22 protein-coding genes and 3 pseudogenes are annotated in these 23076 nt (G+C 40.6%); 11 read left to right on the top strand and 14 right to left on the bottom strand.

Annotated elements, in window-relative coordinates:
- Positions 1–186 precede the first annotated feature (186 nt).
- From ACOBQJ_RS01005 to ACOBQJ_RS00990, 4 genes are all read left to right on the top strand, one after another.
- Positions 187–1269 carry a Coenzyme F420 hydrogenase/dehydrogenase, beta subunit C-terminal domain gene (locus ACOBQJ_RS01005; protein ID WP_421069842.1) on the top strand — a complete coding sequence of 361 codons (1083 nt, stop codon included), beginning with the start codon at positions 187–189 and terminating at the stop codon, positions 1267–1269.
- Entirely contained in the window at positions 1270–3180 is a 1911-nt protein-coding gene (locus tag ACOBQJ_RS01000) for a thiamine pyrophosphate-dependent enzyme (protein ID WP_421069841.1), read from the top strand.
- Between the two features lies 1 nt (position 3181).
- Positions 3182–3799, top strand: coding sequence for an indolepyruvate oxidoreductase subunit beta (locus ACOBQJ_RS00995; protein ID WP_421069840.1), 618 nt, complete (start codon positions 3182–3184; stop codon positions 3797–3799).
- 125 nt (positions 3800–3924) lie between these two features.
- Positions 3925–4584, top strand: coding sequence for a zinc dependent phospholipase C family protein (locus tag ACOBQJ_RS00990; protein ID WP_421070108.1), 660 nt, complete (start codon positions 3925–3927; stop codon positions 4582–4584).
- A gap of 519 nt (positions 4585–5103) precedes the next feature.
- Here the strand turns inward: ACOBQJ_RS00990 and ACOBQJ_RS00985 are convergent.
- From ACOBQJ_RS00985 to ACOBQJ_RS00975, 3 genes are all read right to left on the bottom strand, one after another.
- Entirely contained in the window at positions 5104–5298 is a 195-nt protein-coding gene (locus ACOBQJ_RS00985) for a hypothetical protein (RefSeq protein ID WP_421069839.1), read from the bottom strand.
- Between the two features lie 395 nt (positions 5299–5693).
- On the bottom strand, positions 5694–5906 hold the full coding sequence (locus tag ACOBQJ_RS00980; protein WP_421069838.1) for a hypothetical protein: 213 nt from the start codon (positions 5904–5906) through the stop codon (positions 5694–5696).
- Between the two features lie 35 nt (positions 5907–5941).
- Positions 5942–6385, bottom strand: coding sequence for a hypothetical protein (locus ACOBQJ_RS00975; RefSeq protein WP_421069837.1), 444 nt, complete (start codon positions 6383–6385; stop codon positions 5942–5944).
- Positions 6386–6584: 199 nt separating this feature from the next.
- Between ACOBQJ_RS00975 and ACOBQJ_RS00970 the strand changes: the two genes are divergently transcribed.
- Positions 6585–6902 (top strand): hypothetical protein, encoded by a 318-nt coding sequence (locus ACOBQJ_RS00970; protein ID WP_421069836.1) that lies wholly within the window; start codon positions 6585–6587, stop codon positions 6900–6902.
- Positions 6903–7396: 494 nt separating this feature from the next.
- Here the strand turns inward: ACOBQJ_RS00970 and ACOBQJ_RS00965 are convergent, their stop codons facing one another.
- From ACOBQJ_RS00965 to ACOBQJ_RS00945, 5 genes and pseudogenes are all read right to left on the bottom strand, one after another.
- Positions 7397–7627 (bottom strand): hypothetical protein, encoded by a 231-nt coding sequence (locus ACOBQJ_RS00965; RefSeq protein WP_421069835.1) that lies wholly within the window; start codon positions 7625–7627, stop codon positions 7397–7399.
- A 46-nt stretch (positions 7628–7673) separates the two neighbouring features.
- Entirely contained in the window at positions 7674–8111 is a 438-nt protein-coding gene (locus tag ACOBQJ_RS00960) for a hypothetical protein (protein ID WP_421069834.1), read from the bottom strand.
- Between the two features lie 222 nt (positions 8112–8333).
- Positions 8334–8720, bottom strand: a pseudogene (locus ACOBQJ_RS00955) (ATP-binding protein); the annotation flags it as partial.
- Positions 8720–9562, bottom strand: a pseudogene (gene istA, locus ACOBQJ_RS00950) (IS21 family transposase); the annotation flags it as partial. The pseudogenes istA and ACOBQJ_RS00955, both read right to left, overlap by 1 nt.
- A gap of 1098 nt (positions 9563–10660) precedes the next feature.
- A complete protein-coding gene (locus ACOBQJ_RS00945; RefSeq protein WP_421070107.1) occupies positions 10661–11227 on the bottom strand; it encodes a PIN domain-containing protein in 567 nt (188 codons plus the stop codon).
- Positions 11228–12191: 964 nt separating this feature from the next.
- On the opposite strand from ACOBQJ_RS00945, the gene ACOBQJ_RS00940 reads away from it, so the two are divergent.
- Together ACOBQJ_RS00940 and ACOBQJ_RS00935 are read left to right on the top strand one after the other, a co-directional pair.
- Positions 12192–13370 (top strand): stalk domain-containing protein, encoded by a 1179-nt coding sequence (locus ACOBQJ_RS00940; RefSeq protein WP_421069833.1) that lies wholly within the window; start codon positions 12192–12194, stop codon positions 13368–13370.
- Positions 13371–13950: 580 nt separating this feature from the next.
- Complete coding sequence (locus ACOBQJ_RS00935; RefSeq protein WP_421069832.1) at positions 13951–14298, top strand: LysM peptidoglycan-binding domain-containing protein; 348 nt, start codon at positions 13951–13953, stop codon at positions 14296–14298.
- A 467-nt stretch (positions 14299–14765) separates the two neighbouring features.
- On the opposite strand, the gene ACOBQJ_RS00930 is transcribed toward ACOBQJ_RS00935, so the two are convergent.
- The 3 genes from ACOBQJ_RS00930 to ACOBQJ_RS00920 are packed head-to-tail and all read right to left on the bottom strand — an operon-like array spanning position 14766 to position 16720.
- Positions 14766–16013 (bottom strand): DUF4153 domain-containing protein, encoded by a 1248-nt coding sequence (locus tag ACOBQJ_RS00930; RefSeq protein WP_421069831.1) that lies wholly within the window; start codon positions 16011–16013, stop codon positions 14766–14768.
- A gap of 13 nt (positions 16014–16026) precedes the next feature.
- A complete protein-coding gene (locus tag ACOBQJ_RS00925) occupies positions 16027–16230 on the bottom strand; it encodes a helix-turn-helix domain-containing protein (RefSeq protein ID WP_045641699.1) in 204 nt (67 codons plus the stop codon).
- Positions 16231–16240: 10 nt separating this feature from the next.
- A complete protein-coding gene (locus ACOBQJ_RS00920; RefSeq protein ID WP_421069830.1) occupies positions 16241–16720 on the bottom strand; it encodes a DUF2975 domain-containing protein in 480 nt (159 codons plus the stop codon).
- A gap of 382 nt (positions 16721–17102) precedes the next feature.
- Here ACOBQJ_RS00920 and ACOBQJ_RS00915 point away from each other — a divergent pair, with 382 nt between their 5' ends.
- Positions 17103–17906 (top strand): EFR1 family ferrodoxin, encoded by an 804-nt coding sequence (locus tag ACOBQJ_RS00915; protein ID WP_421069829.1) that lies wholly within the window; start codon positions 17103–17105, stop codon positions 17904–17906.
- Between the two features lie 60 nt (positions 17907–17966).
- On the opposite strand, the gene ACOBQJ_RS00910 is transcribed toward ACOBQJ_RS00915, so the two are convergent.
- Positions 17967–18344 (bottom strand): VOC family protein, encoded by a 378-nt coding sequence (locus tag ACOBQJ_RS00910; protein ID WP_421069828.1) that lies wholly within the window; start codon positions 18342–18344, stop codon positions 17967–17969.
- 144 nt (positions 18345–18488) lie between these two features.
- Between ACOBQJ_RS00910 and ACOBQJ_RS00905 the strand changes: the two genes are divergently transcribed.
- On the top strand, positions 18489–18785 hold the full coding sequence (locus ACOBQJ_RS00905; protein ID WP_421069827.1) for a CC/Se motif family (seleno)protein: 297 nt from the start codon (positions 18489–18491) through the stop codon (positions 18783–18785).
- 139 nt (positions 18786–18924) lie between these two features.
- Here ACOBQJ_RS00905 and ACOBQJ_RS00900 read toward each other — a convergent pair whose 3' ends face one another.
- Both ACOBQJ_RS00900 and ACOBQJ_RS00895 read right to left on the bottom strand, forming a co-directional pair.
- Positions 18925–19977: a DUF3231 family protein gene (locus ACOBQJ_RS00900; protein WP_421069826.1), complete on the bottom strand. Its 1053-nt coding sequence runs from the start codon at positions 19975–19977 to the stop codon at positions 18925–18927.
- Between the two features lie 294 nt (positions 19978–20271).
- Positions 20272–20646: pseudogene (locus ACOBQJ_RS00895) on the bottom strand (copper amine oxidase N-terminal domain-containing protein); the annotation flags it as partial.
- Between the two features lie 544 nt (positions 20647–21190).
- On the opposite strand from ACOBQJ_RS00895, the gene ACOBQJ_RS00890 reads away from it, so the two are divergent.
- Positions 21191–22036 carry an amidohydrolase family protein gene (locus ACOBQJ_RS00890; RefSeq protein WP_421069825.1) on the top strand — a complete coding sequence of 282 codons (846 nt, stop codon included), beginning with the start codon at positions 21191–21193 and terminating at the stop codon, positions 22034–22036.
- A gap of 217 nt (positions 22037–22253) precedes the next feature.
- The gene (locus ACOBQJ_RS00885) at positions 22254–23063 is read left to right on the top strand and encodes a YkgJ family cysteine cluster protein (RefSeq protein WP_421069824.1); all 810 of its coding nucleotides are present in this window, start codon (positions 22254–22256) and stop codon (positions 23061–23063) included.
- The last annotated feature ends 13 nt before the right edge of the window (positions 23064–23076 follow it).

Here is a 23076-nt window from a genome sequence, read left to right as displayed (position 1 = left end):
AAATGTACTATTTATCAGTTTTTTCAGAGTATTACTATTTTAACCATAATAATAGATTAATTGTTACATTTTTTAAAATTAGTGTTATTCTATATATAGATATCAATTTATATATTTATATATAAATAAGATTTAATAATTTCTCTATAAATGTGTTTAATTGTCTTTTAAAAGGGAGTGCGTTTTATGCAGAAATGTGTTTCGGTACATAATTCAGCAGAAAGATTGGTTAGTGATGTCATCAAACCTGGTCTATGCAGCGGATGCGGCGCCTGCATAGGTTACTGCCCATATATAAAGAGTTTTGGTGAAAGGGTAGGGGTTGTGCACGACTGCAAAAAAAGCGAAGGGACCTGCTACCGGGTTTGCCCGCGTGCCGCAACTAGTTTTACTAATCTAAGAAAAATACCTTTTGGTGATGTGGAGACCGATCCTGTTTTCGGGAGTTTTAAAGAAATCAATTACGCCAGGGCCTGCGATGAAGACATCCGCTCCAGGGGACAATATGGCGGGGTAGTTACAGCCCTGTCAATATACGCCCTGCAAACAGGTGTAATTGACAGCGCTTTAATGACAGGAGGAAGTTTTACCGGGGCCAGGCCTTTTATCGCTTCTTCCGCCGGTGAAATACTGGCGTGCACGGGTTCAAAGTATACCGCTGCACCAAACTTAAGCGTGTTCCAGGATGCGGTTAAAGAAGGCTTTAATAATATCGGCGTAGTTGGCCGCCCATGCCAGTGCACAGCGGCGCGCAAGATGCAGCAGGTGGCAGAGATAAAAGGGGAGAGGATATCTTTAATAATCGGGCTCTTTTGCATGGGATCGTTTTCACCGGAGTTTTATAAGTTTATAAAAGAAAAAGGTCTGGACGAGTACGAAAAAATGGATATACCCGGTGATGTTAATTTCAAAAAGGACAATAAGGAAACAAGCCTTCCATATGACGAGGTCCGCGAATATATACGGAATTCTTGCAGCATATGTTTTGATCCGCTGTCAGAGCTGGCGGATTTGTCAGTTGGGTCAACCGAATATGACTATGGCTGGAATACATTGATTATCAGGTCTGAGAAAGGCTCGAACCTGGCAAAAGAGGCTGCGGCAAACGGAATTATTGAAATAAAAGAATACCCGGCCCCGCGCCTGCCGTTACTAAGAAAAGCGGTGTTCAATAAAAAGAAACGGGTACTGGAAAGGCCGGACGCGACGTACCTGGAGATTTCCGGGCAGGAGAGGGAATATTTCCTCGCCAATGGAGGTGGCGCTTAAATGGGTTGGAAAGATGTAATTGAAGGCAGGCCGGGTGATAAGGTCTTATTAAACGGAAATGAAGCGACAGCCCGCGGCGCCATTGAAGCAGGAGTATGTTTCGCCTCGTCATACCCGGGTTCTCCCACAACGGAAATTATTGAAACACTGGACAAGGTAAACTCCAGTGAAATTTATACTGAGTGGTCAGTTAACGAGATTGTTGCCCTGGAAGGAGCAGCGGCGGCATCCTTTGCAGGGCTTAGGGCAATGTGCGTAATGAAATCGGACGGCTTAAACGTGGCCTTCGATTTTCTCACCAGTATGAACCTGGGAGGATGTAAAGGCGGGCTGGTGGTCGCGGTGGCGGATGACCCGCAAGGGCATTCAAGCGTAAAAGAGTACGATGCCCGTTACCTGGCGAAAGCAGCCATGGTGCCGGTCCTGGAACCATCGACTGTGGAAGAAGCAAAGGAAATGGCCATAAAGGCTTTTGCACTCTCAGAAAGGATAAAGGGTCCTGTCATTCTTCGATCGGTTACAAGAATATCACACTCACGAGGTTTGGTTGTGCTGGGTGAGCCGCTTGAGAAAAACAGGAAGGCTTACTTCCCGTCTGGCGAGTGTTTTTTAACCAAGACGGTTTTCCATATGAAAGCCAGAGACAGGACAGGGAAGGCGGCTGTTGTCCTTGAGGAATGCGGCCTTAACTTCGCCGAAGGTCCGGAACAGGCTGACACCGCTATATTCTGCAGCGGCACAAGCCTGCTGTATGCCAGAGAAGCTGTTAATATACTCGGGCTTAAAGATGAAATAAAGCTGGTAAGGGTGGGGACAACTTTTCCCTTGCCGGAGAATTTTATAATTTCTCACCTGGGGGGAGTCAGCAATGTGATTTTCGCTGAGGAGGTCCGCCCATTCCTTGAAGAAGGGGTTATGCTTCTCTATGCCAGGAACTGTGACCATAAAGTGAGGTTTTACGGTAAAATCTCCGGAGACATATCCGGGGCGCGCGGGCCTTCCTGCGGCGAAATGAACGTTGATATTATATTGAAAGCTTTAGCCAAAATAAAAGGCACCCAATATGATACCCCCGGATATCAGCCTGATCAGATTGCAGAAATAAAAGCTTTGATACCACCGCGGGAATACGCCATGTGCCCGGGTTGCCCGCACCGGGCTTCCTTCTGGGCGGTCAAGACGGCTATCGCGGTAGACGGAAGAGACTGCATAGTCGCCGGTGATATCGGTTGTTACTGTCTCGGCGCCTGGGATACCGGCTTCAACATATTTGACACCCTTCACTGCATGGGAGCCGGCCCAAGTATTGCCGGCGGGTTAAGCAAACTCGGCAGGTTTGGCTTGGAAAGGCCGGCGCTGACATTTGTCGGCGACTCGACATTTTACCATGCTGTTATACCGGGCCTGATCAACGGCCACTACAGCGGATCCAATTTTTTGTGCATTGTTCTTGACAACGGAGTTACAGCAATGACCGGACACCAGCCGCACCCGGGCACAGGACTTACTGTAGACGGCGTTACTTTAAATAAAGTTTTAATTGAAGATATAGTGAGGGGTTTTGGAGTAACATGTGAGATAGCCGATCCTTTCGAGAACAAATCAGTAACGGAGAAAATATGTGAAATGCTGCGGGAGCCAGGTGTAAAAGTGCTGGTCCTGCGCAGGGAATGCGCTCTTGTAGCAGGGCGAAAAAAACGGCAGAAAAGAAGGGTATATGTTGATCAGTCCCTCTGCCGGGGCGATACCTGCGGCTGCAGCCGTTTTTGCACATCCGTATGGGGCTGCCCAGGCAATATATGGGATCAGGAAGCAGGGAAAGCTGCTATAGACGAAGCTGTGTGTGCGGGATGCGGAGTTTGCGCCAGCCTTTGTCCGGCTGGAGCAATTGTAGTAGAGGGGGAGGCCTAAAATGAAAGATCCCATTAACCTTCTTATCGCCGGCGTTGGCGGGCAGGGCAATATTCTTGTATCAGAGATTTTGGCAAAAGCTGCCGCTGCCGTCGGCTATAAAGTTACAGTCGGAGAGTCGTACGGCATGTCCCAGCGCGGAGGCTCAGTGTCCTCACATATCAGGCTGTCCCGTAAATCAATTTATGGACCTATAATCCCCGCGGGATGCGCGGACGTGATTATCGGCTTTGAGCCGGTTGAAGCAGCACGGGCGGCCATGGAATTCGGCAGCCCCGGTGTGAAAATTATCGTCAACCCACGTCCGGTATATCCAGTCGGTGTCCTCATGGGCAAGGATAATTACCCGGATATCGATAAATTGCTGGGCAAACTAAAGGATATTTCAGCTCAGGTCTATATTATTGAAAGTACTGAGATAGCATCCCGGGCCGGGAACCCGGTTATGCAGAATATTGTCATGGTCGGGGCGCTGGCTGGTTTTAATCATCTATTCATACCCAGGGAAACATTTGTTCGTATTATCAGCCAGGTTGTTCCGGAAAAGGTCCTTGACTTAAACAAAACAGCATTTAGCATGGGCTATAACGCGGCCCAGGAATTAATTAACCCTGAATAAAAAATTTGCAAAATCTAATAAAAATATGCTGTAAAGATGAATAACATTAATGCTTCCCTCAAAGATTATCTAAAGCTATAAAAAAAGAGGGAAGGGGAATTTATTTGGCAGCCACTTCCTGGGAAGTGTTAAAGACATTTCTAGCGGCAGGAACGCCAATACAAAAATTATTTTCAGAAAAGGGAATCACTCATCTTTTTTGCAACAGACAGGGCGTTAAAATATTAAAAAACGATGGAAAGATATCACATGCCCTTTTTCTCGACAACCATATAGACAGTTTAAACAGGGGAGTGATATGGGCAGATCAAGGGTGGAAGTATTTTTCACATTACCTGGACCCAAAGGTGAATAACGGGTATGGCCCATACCCGAACGCAAAGCACGAATGTAAACATTTTTTTGATAAAGCTATGTATTTATGGTTTAACAATAAAAAGAAGAAAGCGATGTTTTATCTGGGCGCTGCAGCTCATCTGGTCCAGGACCTTTGTGTGCCTCATCATTCGGCAGGCGCTGCTTTCAGCGGCCACAACGAATATGAAAAATGGGTCCAGGTAAATTATGCCAGCTACGAGGTTTCGTCAGGCGGAATATATAATTACGATGCAAATTCAGGTGACTGGGTAGAACACAACGCAAATATTTCAAGAGTGTACTATCCATATGTTTCTTTTATCAGATCAAAACGTTCATATGATATGGCGACTAAAGTTTTGCTGCCGCTGGCCCAGAGAACAACCGCCGGGTTTTTATCATTCTTTTTAGAAAGTGTAAAACTATAAATTTATAATAAATCAAAAATAGCATAATTAAGATAATGTGTTGAAATGTCGAGAGATTAAAAATGTGAAGTCCATTAAAACTGATTAATTAGAAAACACATTTATATTCAGATAAATGACGCGTTAGAATCGTTTCTAACGCGTTTATATCTATGTGCCAGGGTGATTGCCTGGGGTAAAAGATAGCGTATGCTGAGAAGCAATATAAGCTTGTTTAACAGGGAGGACCCCAAAAAAGATATGTTTTTTCAATTTTATTCCCCCTTTTTTAGTTCCGATAATAGATATTATGTAAACCCGCCCTTAGATAAGAATCCCCAGCTGCACTTTCCTCTTCCAGTTTGGCGGATGATATTTTTTCTGCAGAAAGCCTCATTATTTCCCCGCCAGTAATGTTTCCTATCAGGTTACTCATCCTATGCGGGTACTACATAATATCTGTAATTCTACTTAGATCTCAAGACGCGCTAGAATCGTTTCTAACGCGTTTATAATTTGTGCTTAGGGTATTTGTACCTATTACATTTTTTTCTGCGGCGGGCTTGGTGGCAGTTTGGCAATCTCGGCGCTGGCCGAAACCCCTGTCGGGGTTATTCCGCTTGGTAGTTTTGCAGAGGCCAGTTTGGTCGAAGTTACCTTCATGGAGTTACCTGTCTGCACAATGAGATGCTTTTTGTTGTAGGCGTGTTTTAAATGATAGTTTAGTACCGGCATTGGAAATCTAACCGTAACGCGTTACCTGGTCCTGAAAACGCGCGCTAGTTTACATAACGTGTGTGGGTTCTGCCGGCCCGGCGCAGGGACCCCCCGTGGGGACCCCTTGCGCGCGGGCCGTGGCAACGATCCGACACTTATTGAAAACATGCGTGGATTGTGTCTTAAAGAGATTAGCATCTAGAGGGAGATTGCATGTGCGGTACTCTTCCCTTTTGAGGCAGCTTAGCGTAAAAATGTTTGTGTTACCTTTAGGAGTCGCCCGCCCTTCTTCACTGTTATTTTTCATTTTATAAAAATCTGCTTTTAATCCCTTATTCCAAAAGGATTTATGCTGTAAAATATCTCGGTATTAATACCTATAATCAAGTAAAGTAAAGAAAAAAATATTTGGTTTATAATGGAACCTTGCATTTATCAATAATTTTCAAAGCAAGAAGTAATCCTAATGCAGCTCCAATGATAGTTCCCAAAAATGCACAAAAATAACCCGTTGATTTATTGCCTAAAATAATGCCCACAAAACCTACAACGTTGAATCCGATAACTGCACCTACAACAATACCTACTACAATTCCAATGATTGCTACAAATATTTTAAGCCACACAGACCACTCCCTCCATTTCAAATAAAGTAAAAGATCTATTCAGTTCCATATCTTAATTTATTACCCATCCAACCACTAACATCACGCCATTTAACCTTTTTAGAAGACAGCCAACTGGCTTCTTTAGTTAACTTATCTTCTGGTTTCCAACCAAAAACATCTGCCCAGTAAAACGTACCATCTTCAAATAAAAAAGTTGCTTCATGAATTATAGAATCGTAATTTTCTGAAGTGGGAATTATGTGTAGTTCAGTGACATTTTCAAAAAACACTTCTATTGCTGAAGGATTTTTATCCTGTCTCTGGAAAATCACTCTTACTTTATGGTCAAGTTCTGCTGATGTATTCATGGAGAGATCGTTGTCTACATAATGATCACTCCACATATATAATTCCTTTAAACAACTGTCGTGGAAATAATTAAATAGCTTTAATAATTTATTTACATCTTCATTACCTTCTATATCTTCCCAATGCACTAATTTAACCTCCACCAATTTTATGTTATCCATAAACTGCTAATTTCTTGAAAGCATCAATAACCCTATAATTCGCTGTAATACCTTTATACCTTCTTGTATTATTTAGATTCACAGTCAAAATGGCGAATGTAATATTTCCTTATAAAGGAATTATGTTATATATAGAGAAACATAGCACATATAAAAGTAAAAAAGGATGATGGTTGTGTTGTATAAAAACAATCAAATTACATGGACAGACGCAGAGATACTAATGGCTATTGCTACCTTCCAAGAAAATGGTAGTACAGAAGATGATATTATAAAATTTGTTGATTGGCGAGAACATATGATATTAACTGATACTGAATTAAGTGGTGGTCTAAAAAGACTAAACAATTCATGTTTAATTGAACAAAGAACTAATAAATATTATATAGCTGAAAATTTTATAAAAAAATTACCTTGCACTTTGATGAAACGTATTTCTTATAAAAAAAGAGATTGGTGCCGTTTACTAAATATAAAAATTTGATAATCATATAAATTAGAATCGGTCGGGCTTCGCCTAAAGGCTCCGGATCTACGATCTTTACATAATGGCGCATTATCCGCCGATCTGATCCCGCAAAAAAGGTGTGATCGTTAGATAAAATAAGCGATCAGCCGATAATGGACAAGATATTATGTAAACCCGCCCTTAGAAAGGAATCCCCAGCTGCTGTTTCCTATTCCAGCTGGGCGGTCAGTTTCCTTTTTTCCCGCGGGCTGTGGCAGAGTTCGACACTTGTTGACCCATATTCTAAGGTCGTATCTTTTTGAGTTTAGCTCCTATAGAAAGATTGCCGTTGTGTTACTATACCCTCTTGCTGGCAGTCTGGTACCGAAATGTTTATGTTACTCTTTGAGCCGCCCGCCAGTTATCATCCTAATCAAATATTCAATTTCCCCTTGTTTCACAAGGCATCCGGCTGTTATCTGCGGCGGTATTAATACTTATAATCAAGTAAAGTAAAAGATTCATTAAAATTAACTTAAACCAATAATATGAGAGATTTCTCTTTCACAAAGTTGATAGTCTTCATGTTCATCGGAATTCCAGATATAAAAGAATATTTGTCCTTCGTGTTCGAAATCCATATCTTCTATTATTAATCCAATCATTGGGGGTTCACCGTTCTTAAAAAAAAATTTATTTGTTTTACCTTCTTCAATCTCAATCATTGCATTTGAGAGTTTCAAAAAAAGTTCTTTACCCATATGATTGATCCTAACTTTATATTTAAAAGGTGATTTTAGAAACCTTTTATTCCCAGACAGTATTTGATTTTTTATCATTCCAGTCTCTTTTGTTGCCTGCTATTCTTATCATAGATATATAAAACCTGCGTTTTTCTTCTATACTTAAGACATTATATCTTTCATATGAATCTCTAAGAAAAACTAGATCATTATAACGTTCTTCAAAATTATTTATTAGGGGTATTCTATTTTCGGGAGCTGTTTGTCTTATGTTTTCTAGTAATACGCCTAATCTTTCAATATTTTTAAGGTTTTCTTCGGTTTGCAGTGATTTAAGTGATTTCACATCATTATTAAGCTCAACTTGATCTGTAACCTGAAAATAAATATTGTTAAATTCCTTGGCTGAATTGAAATATTCTCGAGTCATACTATTGCATCCAGTTGCAATACAAACAATAAATAACAACATTAAAAATATGTTTCCTAATCCTTGAATCATCCTGGGCATTCCTCCGAATAATGTTAACAATTACTATTTCTACTAACATTTATCTAATCCTTCTTAAATTATTTAAACATATTCTAGTCGGTCGGGCTCCGTTAACGCTTCGGATCTAACGATCTTTACATAATGGCGCATTATCCGCCGATCTGATCCCGCGAATCAACTGTGATCGTTTGTTAATGTCAATTAAAAATTAGGCCACCAGATAATAAAAAATCAGCCATTTACTGTTTGTTTGACAAGCGCTTGTCTGATTCTGAAACTCTCTCCATTGATATTTAAAATATGAGCGTTATGAGTAAGCCGGTCCAAAAGAGCCGCCGTCATTTGTTCATCACCTAATACCTCAGTCCATCTCGGGAATTCAAGATTCGAGGTGATGATAAGACTGCCTCTTTCATACCTGGCGGAACAAAATTGGAACAACAGCTCCGCCCCCGTCTTGCTGAAAGGGATATAACCAAGCTCGTCAAGGATCACAACATGAGGGATGAGCCACTGTTTTTCCAGTCGGCTTAGGCGGTATTCCTGCTGGGCGGCAAGTAGTTCGTTGATTAGCTCGGCCGCCGTATAGAACTTAACTTTAAATCCCTGCCGGCAGGAGGATTTTGCTCTGTCAGTTTCACACATGCCAGGTGCAGGTACTCATTTAGTTCTTCAAAAGAATCGACTTCGGGATAAGGAACAAAAAACTTTCTTACGGCTTCTTTGCCGGCGTTTTCAACACCGCCTTTTTCATAGCCGCGGCCAGGCCGGCAGAAGGATGATTCATAAAGGTAATGGGTCCGCAGTGCGATGAATTGTTCCTGTTCCTCGCGGCTGCTGCCCTGTAATATCTTTTTAACTGCTGTCTTAAGGTTGTCGTAGGTGATCCTGTAGGGAATTCCCTGCATGAATTCAAAACATCGAATATGGCCGTCAAAAAATGCTTCCTGCTTTTCAAAAGGGTAAGCCCTTACATAGAACCCGCCGGACCCGCGGAGTTTCATTACGAATAGATGGGCTTTCGTTTCCAGCCCTTTCAGGTAAAAACATGCTCCTGTCCAATCAACTTCTGCATAGGCGCCTAATTCGAATTCTAAGGGCAGGAAAGCTTCCCGCTGTTTCCTGTGTTCTTTGCGAAGGTAATCAGTGATTGTGCTGTAACCGCCTGTATAGCCGGCGTCTTTCAAAACTTCAAGGATTTTTGTGGCTGTATGCCTTTGCTTGCGGTGTCTTGTTTTATCTTCTTCAATGATCTGTTTAACCATGGGCAGGTAGGGCCCAAGTACCGGATGACTTTTATCTTTGGTTAACTGATATTTAGGTGGCACCGGTTTATCTACAGATAGATATTTAGAAATTGTATCGCGGTGAATGCCGGTCCTGCGGCTAATTTCCCGGACACTTAGATCTTCCATGAAGTACATTTTTCTGATATCTTCTAATTGGGCCATCTTAATCATCTCTTTCCTCCTGTACGAAATGTCTGAGCAAAATTTATCATACAGGATAAGGATTTAAGGTGGCCTAATTTTTAACCAGCATCTGGTACAATTTTAGATTAGCATTAACAATCGTTTGATAAAATTAAGCGATCAGCCGATAATGGACAAGATATTATGTAAACCCGCCCTTAGAAAGGAATCCCCAGCTGCTCTTTCCTCTTCCAGTCGGGCGGATGATTATTTTTCTGCAGAACGCCTCATTATTTCCCCGCCAGTAATGTTTCCTATTCAGGTTAGCCATCCTATGCGGGTACTACATAATATCTGTAATCTTTCTAAGATCGCAAAACGCGCCAGAATCGCTTCTAACGCGTTACAATTTACATACCAGGGTAATTGTACCTATTCCATTTTTATTAAATCGCCAATTGTCATTTTGTAAAGATATGCATTAACATTATAAGATAATCTAAACATTAATGGATAGATAATAAGACTAATTAAAGATATTATTAATATTTCTTTAGATTCTACTAAATAACTTATAATCAATAATAATGGGACGCAAATTATATAGAACACTACTCCGAACCAATAAGCAATCTTAAACAATTTATTGTCATAAGCATTTCCGAATATCATTTTAATTACTTTTTTTATATTCAATGCATCTCCTTGTTTATCCGGCTATGGTATTATATTATGCCTTCGCGGGCTTGGTGGTAGTTTGGCAATCTCGTACCGATGGCCAATCCACCTTCGTCGGTTAGACGCGCGGGGGTTTTATCGCGGCCAGTCTGGCCGAAGTTACCCCAATGGAGTTACCTGGTTGCTAAAGAGTTTCTTTTTGTGGTATGCGGATTTTAAAAGATAGATTTGTGCCAGCATAGAAATCTTACCGTAATGAGACAGCCCGGTTTTTGAAAACGCGCGTTAGTTTACATAACGTGGTGGTTCTGCCGGCCCGGCGCAGGGACCCCCCGAGTGACACCTTGCGCGCGGGCCATGGCAGAGACCCGGCACTTATTGAAATCAAGCGCAGCTTTTATCGTTGTGTGTTTTACTCCAAGAGGGAGATTGCATATGCGATACACTTCGTTAATATGCGAATCTGTATCATTTATCAAGAGAGTATTTTATTGTACCGTTTTCCTCATAAACAATTTTTTTAATAAATAGGTCTTCTATTAAATTGTCGATATACTGCTTCGGCTTGCTGTTAAAGAGAGCAGTGATGTGCGAAGTTAAACTGTTTCTCTTTTTGGGCCTTTTGTTGGCCGGAACTTTTATTAAAACATCTTTCAGTTTCATTATCCCGGCTTCATCAATCTTTATCGCTTTATTCTGTGATAATTGCTGAAAGCTAACGATTCTCCTTGCTTTGATTCCACTCTTTTTTAGATGAGTTAATAATGGATCGTATCCAGTGTCCTTAGAATAGATAATGAATGTTTTATCCCGGTTCGCGGTAACATCTTTTCCCAGATAAAAAGCTATGAAGAAATCTAATGCATTTCGACCTTTTCCGTTTACACGAATCCATTCTACTGCATTTCCTAACGGTTGGGTTATATTAACAAGATCAATTGGCACCTTTGTTTGATCTTCCCTCATAATAATAATGACTTTAAATGTTTCATTAATTACATCTACTATAACATCCTGAACATTTTCATAATCAATGTAAAGAAATTATTCAAATTGCTTTTTCTTCTCAATAGACATAAGATCCTCCGTTATTTATTGAAAAGGAAATAAGTAAGTAAATATTTTACAACATACTGTTAAGTTATTTCTGCGAAAAATATAAATATCCTTTATAAAATAACAAAAATTACCTCAAACTGTAAGTCTTTGTCTCCAGTTTTTCATGGTATTTGCAAAATCTATTTCTTAACTAATTGAAGTTATATAACAGCAAATCCCACGCCCACCTTCCAGCTTCGGATTTTAAGATCTTTACATTAAGGCTTATTATCCGCCGTTCTGATCCCGCAAATCAACTGTAATCGTTAGATGGTATAAGCAATCAGCCGATAAAGGACAAGACATTATGTAAACTCGCCCTTAGATTTAGGGGCTGTCAATTGCCCTCAGCCTTTAAATTGGGCGGTCCAATTACTTGATGCCGGTGGCGTTTTGTGATCGCCCCCCGTACTTGTTCTCTTGGTGGTAGTTTAGCATCGCGAGTTTGACATGATATCTTACTCAAAAATATTCCGGCCTCAGGTGGCATTCTGAGCCGGGGTTTGTTTTTCCCGAAGGTCCTTTTGTATTAGCCCGAAAATTTATCGTTGCTTATACGGGCTTATATGAGGCTTGTATAATAACCTCATTGCTCTATTATCGAGACCAACATGCGACCCACACTGATCCACAATAAACAATCATGTGAAACTTACTCAAAACCAATTTTATTTAAATCTTTCTATCTGAGTTACTGTGCCGTCAAATATGTTTTGTGGAGGCTCATTATCATCTGAGCAATCAATAAATCCAGAATAATTAAATATACCTGCAAATGTGAAATAAATATCCTTAAAGTATTATTTGGAAAAAGATGTTCATGAAAAATATGGTAGTGTCAAATTTTTATATCAAGTATAATGTCAATAAGAAGTGAATTATGCTTAAGGAGGGGTGCTTGATGATAAATAAGCGTTTATTAATGGCGGTATTGATCTCGTTGCTGGCAGGTATCCTAGGGCTGTACAGTCCGTCTCCGGTGCAGGCAAATTATAGCGAAAACATACTGACGCCGGAGGCACACCAGGTGCTTACTGCCGGGAGCACTGCGGATATCAGCTGGAAGGGATTAGCATCTGTGGAGGAGGAAATATTGTTTTCAAGCGACGGAGGTATGCATTGGAACCAGGTTGCAGGCATTGAGGATACACCGAAAGACCACATCGGACACTATAGTTGGACAGTCCCTAATGTTGACAGCGATCTGTGTCTCATTCAACTAAGATACAGGTATGTTGATTTAATAGGGTGGCACAGCGGTAACATAGAAGGCGGTATGTTCAGCATTAAGCCGGCTACCATAGTACCACAATTATCTCTCCAGGCGATGTATTTCATTGCCGCCCCCATTAACCTGGAAGCGGGTGCCACGGGGAGCAGCAATATCACCCTCAACTGGGAGGACAAAAGCACCAATGAAGACGGATTTAAATTAGAAAGAAAAACTGAGGGGCAATCTTATGAGGTATTGGCTTCCCTTCCCGCCAACACGGAAACATATAATGACGAAACTGCAGAACCGGGAACGGAATACAGCTACCGGGTAAAAGCATATAAAGGCAGCTCTTCATCTGCCTATTCAAACGAAGACAGCGCTTCCACCGAGACGGAAGCCATACCACCTGCCCCGGCTGAACCAGGAACGCCAACAGAGCCCGGAACTTCCTCCACAAACGGATCCGGCGGAATTGTAATTAAATTCTATATCGGCAGGACCGAATACTATGTGAACGGCAAACTGGACACCATGGATACCGCCCCCGTCATCTTCGAAGGCCGGACCGTATTGCCGATCCGTTACGTGGCTGATGCCCTGGGAGCAGAGGTAACATGGAATGCCCAGGAAAGGAAGGTCACGGTAAACGGTACGAAAACAATTGAGCTCAGCATTGACAATCCCTGGGCCAGGGTGAACGGAGCACTGACCTTCATCGACCCCAATAATGAAAGAGTGACCCCGGTAATTCTGCCCCCGGGGCGGACCATGCTGCCGCTGCGCTTTACCGCCGAGACGCTGGGCTGTTCAGTTGAATGGAAGCCTGATGTGCAGGAGATCACATTGCATTATACCCAGAGCTAACTTCTAACTCCCGTTCAAAAGGAGAAAAATAACAAGGTGTAAAATCCTTGTTATTTTTTTGTGCGGGCGAAATGCCAGCAGAGTAAAGTATAACAGGTGATTATTTGTGTAGCACCACAACTAAAACGACATAATATAACATAAATGATATTATAAGGGAGGAACAATTAATGGGGTTTAATACTGCTGCTGAAGGGTTCGGCCGTCCTGGGTTTAAATTTCCGCACTTTTCAATATTCTTCTTTGTTTTCATCTTCGTATTTGTGTTTGCGTTTGTATTCATTTAACTAGAAATCGACATGAGCCGGTTTTCAAATACCGGCTCATATTCTTTTTTGAGGATACCGAAACGTTTTGTTACCCCGGGAGTCGCCCGCCAATATATTTTATATCAACAATATTTCCTGTAAATATCAGCTTATCTATGGACACACCTTGCAACAAGATAAGCCCCCCTGTAAAATATTAGCAAGAAACCTGCTGTTAAATTACGGGGTTTTCTTAATAACTAACATAAAAGAACAGTTCCTGAAACACAAACATATTCTTAAATAATAAATAAATTCTGGGAGATAAAAAAATGGTACAAACAAATACCTGCCCGCCGGGAAGTTCAGCATACACCATTATGGCGGGCGACTCCTTGTATCTAATCTCGGAGAAATTAAATGTTCCATTTACACTGCTGTATGCCGCCAACAAGGGTGTGGATCCTGCCAACCTGCAAATCGGGCAGGTCCTCTGTATCCCGCCTAATCCATGCACTGGAAATACTTATCCACTTGTAATTGAGAAAGGCTTCACTTTATCTCAAATAGGCATCTGGTACGGACTCACAGTTGAAGAAATAATCGCGGCCAATCCAGGTGTAGAGCCTGAAAATCTACAGGTTGGTCAAGTCCTTTGTCTGCCGGTTAAAAAGCGATAGAATGACCAGGCTTCAATTATGTTTTGCTCAGGATATGCTTGTAAAAGACCAAACCACCCATTTGGGTGGTTGGTCTATTTAGGAGGTTGGAATATGTTTCGGAAAACTTAACTAAATAATGAAAAAGCAGCCTATCCCCAATATCAACAGGATTAGAATCAGAAATAAGATGAAAGCCTCATTGCCGAATCCCGGCTTGCAGCCTAATACTCCTTCTGCCATAAAACTCCCCCCTTAAAAATATGTTCCCTTGGTATGTATAATATGTAACAGGCTTATCTTTTGACACATGCTGTACAAGTGCAACGCGAATATAATCCCGACAAGCCCCGTCGAACCAGCGAGGACAATTAACGCGTATACTTGTTCGACCAAACTAAACGGAGATACACGACTAAGCCAGACATAATGTACAGCGTGCGGGCTTTCGAACTATCCCCAATTATCTGGAACTCAAACAAAGCCTTTTAATTAAAAACTAAAGGGAAAGTAAATGTAACGAAAGCTGCCCAAAGTCCGTAGAGCGGCAAATACTTGGTAACGGCATCTTGGATGGTTGAAGGCCCGGTTTTGTTTTGTAGAAAACGGATATAGGAGAGCATAATCCAAATTAGATTGGCCCAGATAAGTATGTTGACGCCTAAAACAGCAATTCTGTTGGGCGTAATCCCAAAAGAAGAAAGCCTGAACACTATGGCTGATAAAGCCACACTGTCGATGAGAAGAGCAAGAACAATCAGGGCAAAATTTATATAATCAGAAATGTTCTTTTTCTCGTCTGTGCCGCTTTCGGTAATAGAGAATATGGTGACGGCCAATACAATAAGGAGTATTCCGTTGAAGGATATGAGGAAATTGCGGTCCAAGAATGGATTTTGTCCGACCCAGATAACCGTTATAAGATAGGCCAGCAATGTGGCCAGTACAAGAGGACTAAAAATTTTGGCTATATATGGTGCAATATTTTTAGCAAGTTTAAGGTTCCTTGAAACCAGGTAGGCAGCCACAACAGCGAGAGCGGCAGCACCGAATAAAACGACATTTTTAAAATAGAATTCTTCTATATCCATGCCGACAAATGTAAATAACTGCATGGTTAATGCTGATAGCAGCATTCCGCTGATTGCCATGCTGGCGTAGATTATGCAAAATTCACCGTTAAACTTAAGATAGGCTAATCTTCTACTGCCTATGCCATATTCATTTCCTGTAAATGCAAGCCCAATTAATACCCATAAGAAAATAGGAAGGTGCAGATAAGCCAGGATAATACTATCTGTATTCTCAATTGGAAGCATATTGATATAAAATCCGGAGATTAGGAATAACGATACAAGGGTGTAAAGAATATTTTTTTTGGGGGGGTTATTATATACAAAATAGGCGGCAATAAAGGGAAGTATACCAAAAATTAGGTTAATAGGGGCTATTGCCTGTTGTTCGGCAAAATGCAACATTATCCTGGTGCTTATCCCGGCCAGAATTGCTAAAATGCCTATGGATAAGAAATTTTTCTTAAGCAAGGTAGCTTTTTCTGTATTTGCCGTCTCCTTGAAATGCAATCTTTCATTCCAAACGGCAAGAACCTGCGAGTCAGGGTTTTGTTCCCAGGCGTATGAGAATGAGTTTTTAAAAGCTTCTGGTTCTTTTCTAAACATTCTCTCCAGCTCATGGGGGTTGGCAATATTTTCAATAATCGGATTGTTAACGTCCATAGTTATACCTCTCCTAACTTTTGTATTCTAAAATATCTCCGGGCTGACATTCTAAAGCCTTACAAATCGCCTCCAGAGTTGATAATCGAATTGCTTTTGCCTTTCCATTTTTCAATATAGAAAGGTTGGCCATCGTTATTCCAACTCTCTCCGAAAGTTCTGTGACGCTCATTTTCCTTTTAGCCAGCATCACATCAATATTAATTATAATCGCCATGTTATTCACCTCAAACCGTTAAATCATTTTCAGATTTTATATCGATAGCATTTTGTAATAGCTTTTGAAGAACAGCTGCAAAGACCGCAATGACCAATGAAGCGAAGATCATGACCAATCCGATAAGTATGACACCTGGTGCGTCGTCTGCTTCCGCCATGAGATAGAATAGCGGCATGCCTGCCACATACAAGCTGCTGAATGCGATTGCACAGTATTTTATATTCTTTAGTGCCTTAATAGATAATTCCGAGAAGGCTTTGTTCTCGTCAATATAGCTTAAAAGTTTAAAAGTTTGATACAGAGCAAAGTAAAAAGGGATCGCCGTTGCATACAGATTGGTTAAAACGAGATATTTCAAATAAGCACTGTCTGGATACAATTCTGCAGTAAAATTCGCTATCTCAGGCACCAAAAATATACACAAAGCAAGAACCGGAATTCCAATAAGAACAACTGCCGCCTTCAAAAAAAGTGTTTCTCGTTTCACAAAAAGCACCTCACTTTTTAATTACAATTTGAATTTAACACATTATTTATCGTTTTACAATAATAAATTATCGTTATGAGAATGTTAATTTTAAACAAATTTATCCTGCTTAGATCAAAAAACGCGACAGAATCGTTTCTAACGCGTTCTCCCGGGGTAGATTGCATATGCCCCGCAGGCCCTTCCCTCCTAACCGCAGCTTCATATGAGAACGTTTTTGTGCCCCGTGAGCCCCCGCCTGTTATTAACGCCACCCTTCATGTCTTTTTTGCTAAAATAATGGATTCTCAGAGGGTGATACTGCAAGGAGGAAAAGATAGCAATCCGTAGAAGTAAAACATATTTGTTCTCTGCAAAAATTGATGGAAGGCGATGTGAGAATATGCCTGTAAACAAAATCAGCCAACTTTGTTTTTCCCCAACAGGAACAACTAAGCAGATCATTGAAACTATTGCAGAGTCTATTCCCTACGAAAAACAGGTAATAGATTTTACTGCCAAGCGGATTAGAGAGAATAAATTTAATTCTATAAAAGGCGATGTGGCAATCATTGGCAGTCCGGTGTACTATGGAAAAGTCCCCAATGAAGTAAGGGACTTTTTCTCAAAAGTCCACGTTGATAATATTCATGCTGTACTGGTTGTCGTTTACGGTAACCGTGAATATGAGGACGCTTTAAAGGAACTCTATGATGTGACTTGTGCCGCCGGTTTTATTCCTGTGGCATGTGCTGTATTTATCGGCGAACATTCCTATTCATCAGATAAACTGCCAATAGCTCAAGGGAGACCGGATAAGACAGACTTAGAAAAGGCAAAACTATTTGGGACTGCTGTTCAGGAAAAGCTGGATATCTTAATTAACTATGATAATACACACAAAATATCTATACCTGGCAGCAGCGAATACAAAAACAGAACAATACCAAGACACCCAGTCGCACCAGTTACAATAGAAGGTCAATGCACATTATGCGGTATGTGCATTGATATATGCCCGGTAGAGGCAGTATCTATCAGCGAAAATACTGTAATAACCAGTATGGATAGCTGCATGCTTTGTTTTGCTTGTGTTAAAAAATGCCCTGCAAGTGCGAGAGTAATTGATGACGTCCGTTGGTCTAAAGCCATGGAAATGCTGCAGGGCCTGTGTTCGGTAAGAAAGGAACCAGAAGTCTTTTTTTAACATTACATGAGTGTATATGATGTCAATTTTTAAATATCGCGCATGCTTGGTATGCCTTTCTCAGCCCCTGAACTCAATATCTTCTCCGTCGGGGCCTTTAAAGACCACCCTTCGCCAGCCTTCCTCACCGGATTCTCTGGCGCCTGCAGGATGTGGTTCTGTTTGAACAGGAATACCAGCCTGTTTCAAACGTTTATAATCCTCATCAAAGTTATCACTTTCCAGGCAGAAATGAAAACCTTGAATTATTTTGCTAGTGGGCATATGGATTATTTCCATAACTGTGTCACCGAGTTTTAAATATACTATTTTTTCAATAGAAGGAACAGGAACATCATGTTCAAAATATTTCTTAAAGCCAAAATGCTTTTCATAAAAGTCAATCGACTTTTTTCTGTCCCTGACATTAAAGGCGATATGGTCAATCCGCCGGAACATTGGCTAACCCCCAATCAATAGTTTATTAATAGTATGTCCCGCCGCTCTAAAGGAATTTGTGTTGTTTCTTTAAATTTGGTATCCGGATTTCGCTTTTAAAATCGGTGAAGCAACTGTAATTATAAAATTTTAGGGGCTGATAAAATGTTCAAAGTGGAGATTTCTGAAGATACCAGGGAGTTTATTCTCAACAGGGCTGAAGCCGTTTATGTAGATGCGATGATGACGTGCAGCGGCTGCATTGGCCTTACTATGGTACCTGTTGTGAACGAAGGCGAACCGCCCGAGCCTGAGAATTATGAATTAGTGGTTGTCGATGGGATTAAGGTCTACATTCTTAAGGGGGCTGTTATTGCTCCGGATGGGATTAGGATATTCCTGGAGGGTAACAAGTTTGTATATCAGGAACTGGAGGTCGAAGGGCTGAGATATCCAGCATAGATTTACATGCATACCACTGTGGAAACGCCATGGTAATTGTTTTCATAACATTGGTTCATGCTTTTTAAGGTATTGGCCTATGGTTTTAAATATATGATTTTAATTAAGTATTAGCTTTGGGTGAGCGATAAGAAAATATTCAATGCATTTTACTTACTAGGTTCTTCCTGTCAACCAAACGTGGTGGTTCCTCAAACCAGTGGTTATCTATCAGAATATTGGTTCCGTCCTCTGCAAAGTCTCCTGCTTCAGTCATTGTAAAAAGATATTTGGCCTTTACACCATGTCTAAGGTTCAGGGCCATAAGATAAGAGTATTCCATTGCGCCGCAGATGCTAATAAATCTAATGTGATACATCATTATTTTATCCGAGACAGGGGGTTCAACCGAGTCAGTCACCATGCTGTCCCAAAACATGGGGACAGGGACATCTTCATCTTTTAAATGAGCGCTAAATGTGTCAACAATTTTATCTATGATATTTATACCTCTATCAATGTAATTTTTCACCTGCTTCGACCTCGCTGTCTGCCTGAATCCGGTCAGCAGATATTTCCCCATCGCGTTAAGGAAAACCAGATGATAAGACGAAGCGATTTCCAGGGCGAGAGAGGGTCTTTTATCGCCGAGAAACCCGGTTAAGAAATTTTGTTTTTTGACAAAGTCATTAACTTTGTGGATAGCAACATTAGGGTACCTTATATAGAGGCCCTTAGAAAGCAGGGTGCCGGTAACCTTGTCAAGATACTTCAGAGAAGAAATGGTGCTCTGATTGAAGACCTCCCTTACATCAGAACGGGTTAAAAATCCCAGGGTAATGGTGTTTATGGGCATAATAGCTCTTTCAAGACAAAATAAATAATAAATACAGAAGATATCGGAATAAAGCCGGGGTGCCCCCAGGTTTATATCTTCCGCCGTAAAACCTACCGGTTGAGGCAGATTATTGCGTTCCATGATATCTCTAATATCTTTTGCCCTCTGCTCATACAACTGGACGGCCTCTCTGACCAAAGATTTAATATCACTATCCTCAACATGCTGGGAAAGGTGTTTTATAAAAACAGAAATCATATCTACATTCATATATGTATTAAAGAGATTACCTATCTCAGATGAACTCAATTCGGGACTCTTAACAATAGGATCTTTTGTATGGAATTCATTTATACTACTTGAAGTTGTTTCCATTAAACGGACATCCTTTCAACATTGTATAGAACTTTTTTCTCCATATCGTATGTATTATTTTGCCTTTATTTAATACCCGATATACTTTAATATTAAAAGCAGTTATTTTAATTGGTTTTAAACAAAATTCAAGCCAGGTAAAAATTATTTTTCGAGGCTTAGCTGCCATGAAACTCCAAACATAAATTTTCGGTTTAATAAATTTCTTAAGTTAAAGCAAAACAGCCGGCGTCTTTAACAGCCGGCTGTTTTGTTGTATTCCAAAATAACAGGGTTGACTCAAAACTAAGGAGCTTAAGAACCGTATACATTATCTGCCACTGACGGCAAGGTTATATCGACTTTATTGTTGCTGTTTTCGGTGGAAGGGACCCAGTCGACCTTAGCGCCTAATACCTCGGAAACAAACCTGAGCGGAACAACTGTTCTATCATTAACCAGAGCGGCTGGAGCATCAAGTGTAATGGTTTGGGAAGGGTCAGTGCCAACTATAGCTTTATCGCTTTCTATGGTGAGAAGAATTTGCTGTCCATCCTTGTTAATTGTAACAGTTTTGGTGCTTTGGTCCCAGGCAACCGCCGCGCCTAGAGCTTCGGAAACAAATCTGACCGGAACATAAGTTCTGTTTACGCTGGTGTCAATGAAAGGTTTCTGGTCGGGGAAGACAACTTGTTCCCCATACACGTAAACATCTACGCTATAATCTGCCTTATCCATGTCCAAAGCGTAAGCAGCTCCAGCTGCCATTATTACCAGTGCCATAACCATAATAAAAAGTTTAAAGTTTTTAATAATAAATACCACCTTTCAGGTTTAAAATAGATACTTTCAGGTCCCACGCACAGCTAAATTATACTTTGATATCATTTACCACCTTCTAACATTGTAAACTTTAGCAAATAAATTATACTACATTTTTCCTTTATTATCAATCATATCATCAGGTCAGGCATTCTCCTCTCTTCTCTTTTACTGAGCAATTTTAATGAAGTTATGCTTATTTTTTTGCACTAGCTCCTGTGGTTAGTTAATTCTATTAAGTTAAATAATTACTATAATTTATTGTCAAAAATTTTTACAACAGTATTTATGGTTAAAACTAATAAATGCCATCTGTTACGCATATTATATTTTCCTTTTGGGGGATGGTAATATAAAGTAGAGATGCAAGCAAGCGCGGCATAATTTTATTTTTTAACTTCATAAGATTGGTGTGAATTTGGAATTGAAAAATACTGTAATTGATTTTCATGTTCACCTGTCAGAGTACGAGTCCTTTGGTGAAGATGCCTTTAATTTCTTTGCCGGTGCCTTCCCCTCCAAAGAAGAATATGTTTATTTCTGCGGAATACACAGCGACCCCCATGCTTTTCTGCAGCTGATGGATAAAAATGGAGTTGATTATTCTGTTGTATTAGCAGAGATTTCGCCATTGTCCACCGGTATTGCCACAAATGAAATGGTAGAAGATTTTTGCCGGGTGAGTCCGAGATTAATACCGTTTTGCACGATAAACCCGTATCTGCACCCGAAAATGGGCAATATGTTAGAGGATTTTATCCTTAAACGTGGCTTCAAGGGTCTCAAGCTTCTTCCCTCGTACAATTATTTTTATCCCAACGACAGTTTCATGTACCCGTTATATGCTGTTGCAGAGAGACTTGGCATACCTGTTCTTTTCCATACTGGATCTTCAATTTATTATGGCACACGATTAAAGTATGCGAATCCCATCTTTTTTGATGATGTGGCTGTAGACTTTCCGGACATGAAAATTATTATGGCCCACGGGGGGCGGGGTCCCTGGTATAATGAAGCAATCAGCATGGTTCGCCTGCATAAGAATATTTATATAGAAGTTTCTGGACTGCCCCCTAAAAAGCTTTTTGAATATTTCCCTGATATGGGACGGTTTGCCCATAAGTTTATATTTGGTACTGACTGGCCCAGCGTGGATGTTAAAAAGAACATCGAAATGGTCAGGAACTTAAACCTTCCCCAGGAGGCTGTTGCGAAGATACTGGGGGAAAACGCCAGGCAGCTCCTGGGATTAGCCTGATGGTTGCAAAGTAAAAGAACACCTCCGTGTACAATTGTGACTGTGGGGTGTTCTTTTTTTATACCTGTAATCACGTGAAATATAATTGTTATAATAATCATACAATTCGACATATTCCGACAGTATTTCCTAAAGGTAAGTTTAAATATTTGTTGAATTTCGAATTATCCAACATCACTAACAACAAATATTTAAATTTGCGGAGGGATCAGTCACTGTGTCAGGCGATACCGTTTGCTTTTGCGGCAGTTTGAGGAGGCATAAAAAATGCCATCCGGATATTTTCGGGGAAAGCCTTGCCGCAAAAATGCTTTCACTTTATGCAAGGGCGGACACGCTGATAAACTGCCATTACTCTAAACACAGCGTCAAGCCGGTCTGCAGAAAGGGATGCAGTGAGTGCTGCGGCACGGTTTTTTGTGTTTCAATAGTAGAATTCTTTTTAATCTGCCGCGAGATGATAAAATTTGATCATAAAAAGATTGCGCTTGTTAAACACAGGGTTTTACAGGGGATATCATATTTAAATAATAAACAGCCTGAATTGTTAAAATGTTTTAGATCTGACCACTCCCAGATGGATTTTAAAAATATGTCACTAAAAATTTATGAACTGTCCAGGGGTGTAAAACTAGATTGCCCTTTTTTAACCGAGTTGACTAACGGGGACAAGATTTGTTCGATCTATAATGTAAGGCCCTTAATCTGCAGAATTTCAGGCACGTCATATTATACTGATATTGATAACATGTACATATGTTCGCATATAGGGACCAACAGAAAGATAATGGACTGCGGGCCAAGCACCATAGATATTTGGAGCAGTTTCATAAAAGATATACTGACCATTAGTTATAAAGACTCGTGCTTCAGGGGAAGCGTGTACCCGGTTATTTACTGGCTTTACCTGGCGCTGAACGGTTTGGAAGACCTTAAAACATATCTGGGTAGAGAACGGCGTAATAAATACTTCGAGATGCCCTACGTCGAAGCCAAAGAAAAAACCTTATTAAGAAAGATTTTATAATGATAAATAATAT

The sequence above is a fragment of the Pelotomaculum propionicicum genome (assembly GCF_048984525.1).
In the GTDB taxonomy this organism is placed as follows: domain Bacteria; phylum Bacillota; class Desulfotomaculia; order Desulfotomaculales; family Pelotomaculaceae; genus Syntrophopropionicum; species Syntrophopropionicum propionicicum_A.
This window is presented reverse-complemented; position numbering and strand designations above follow the sequence as displayed.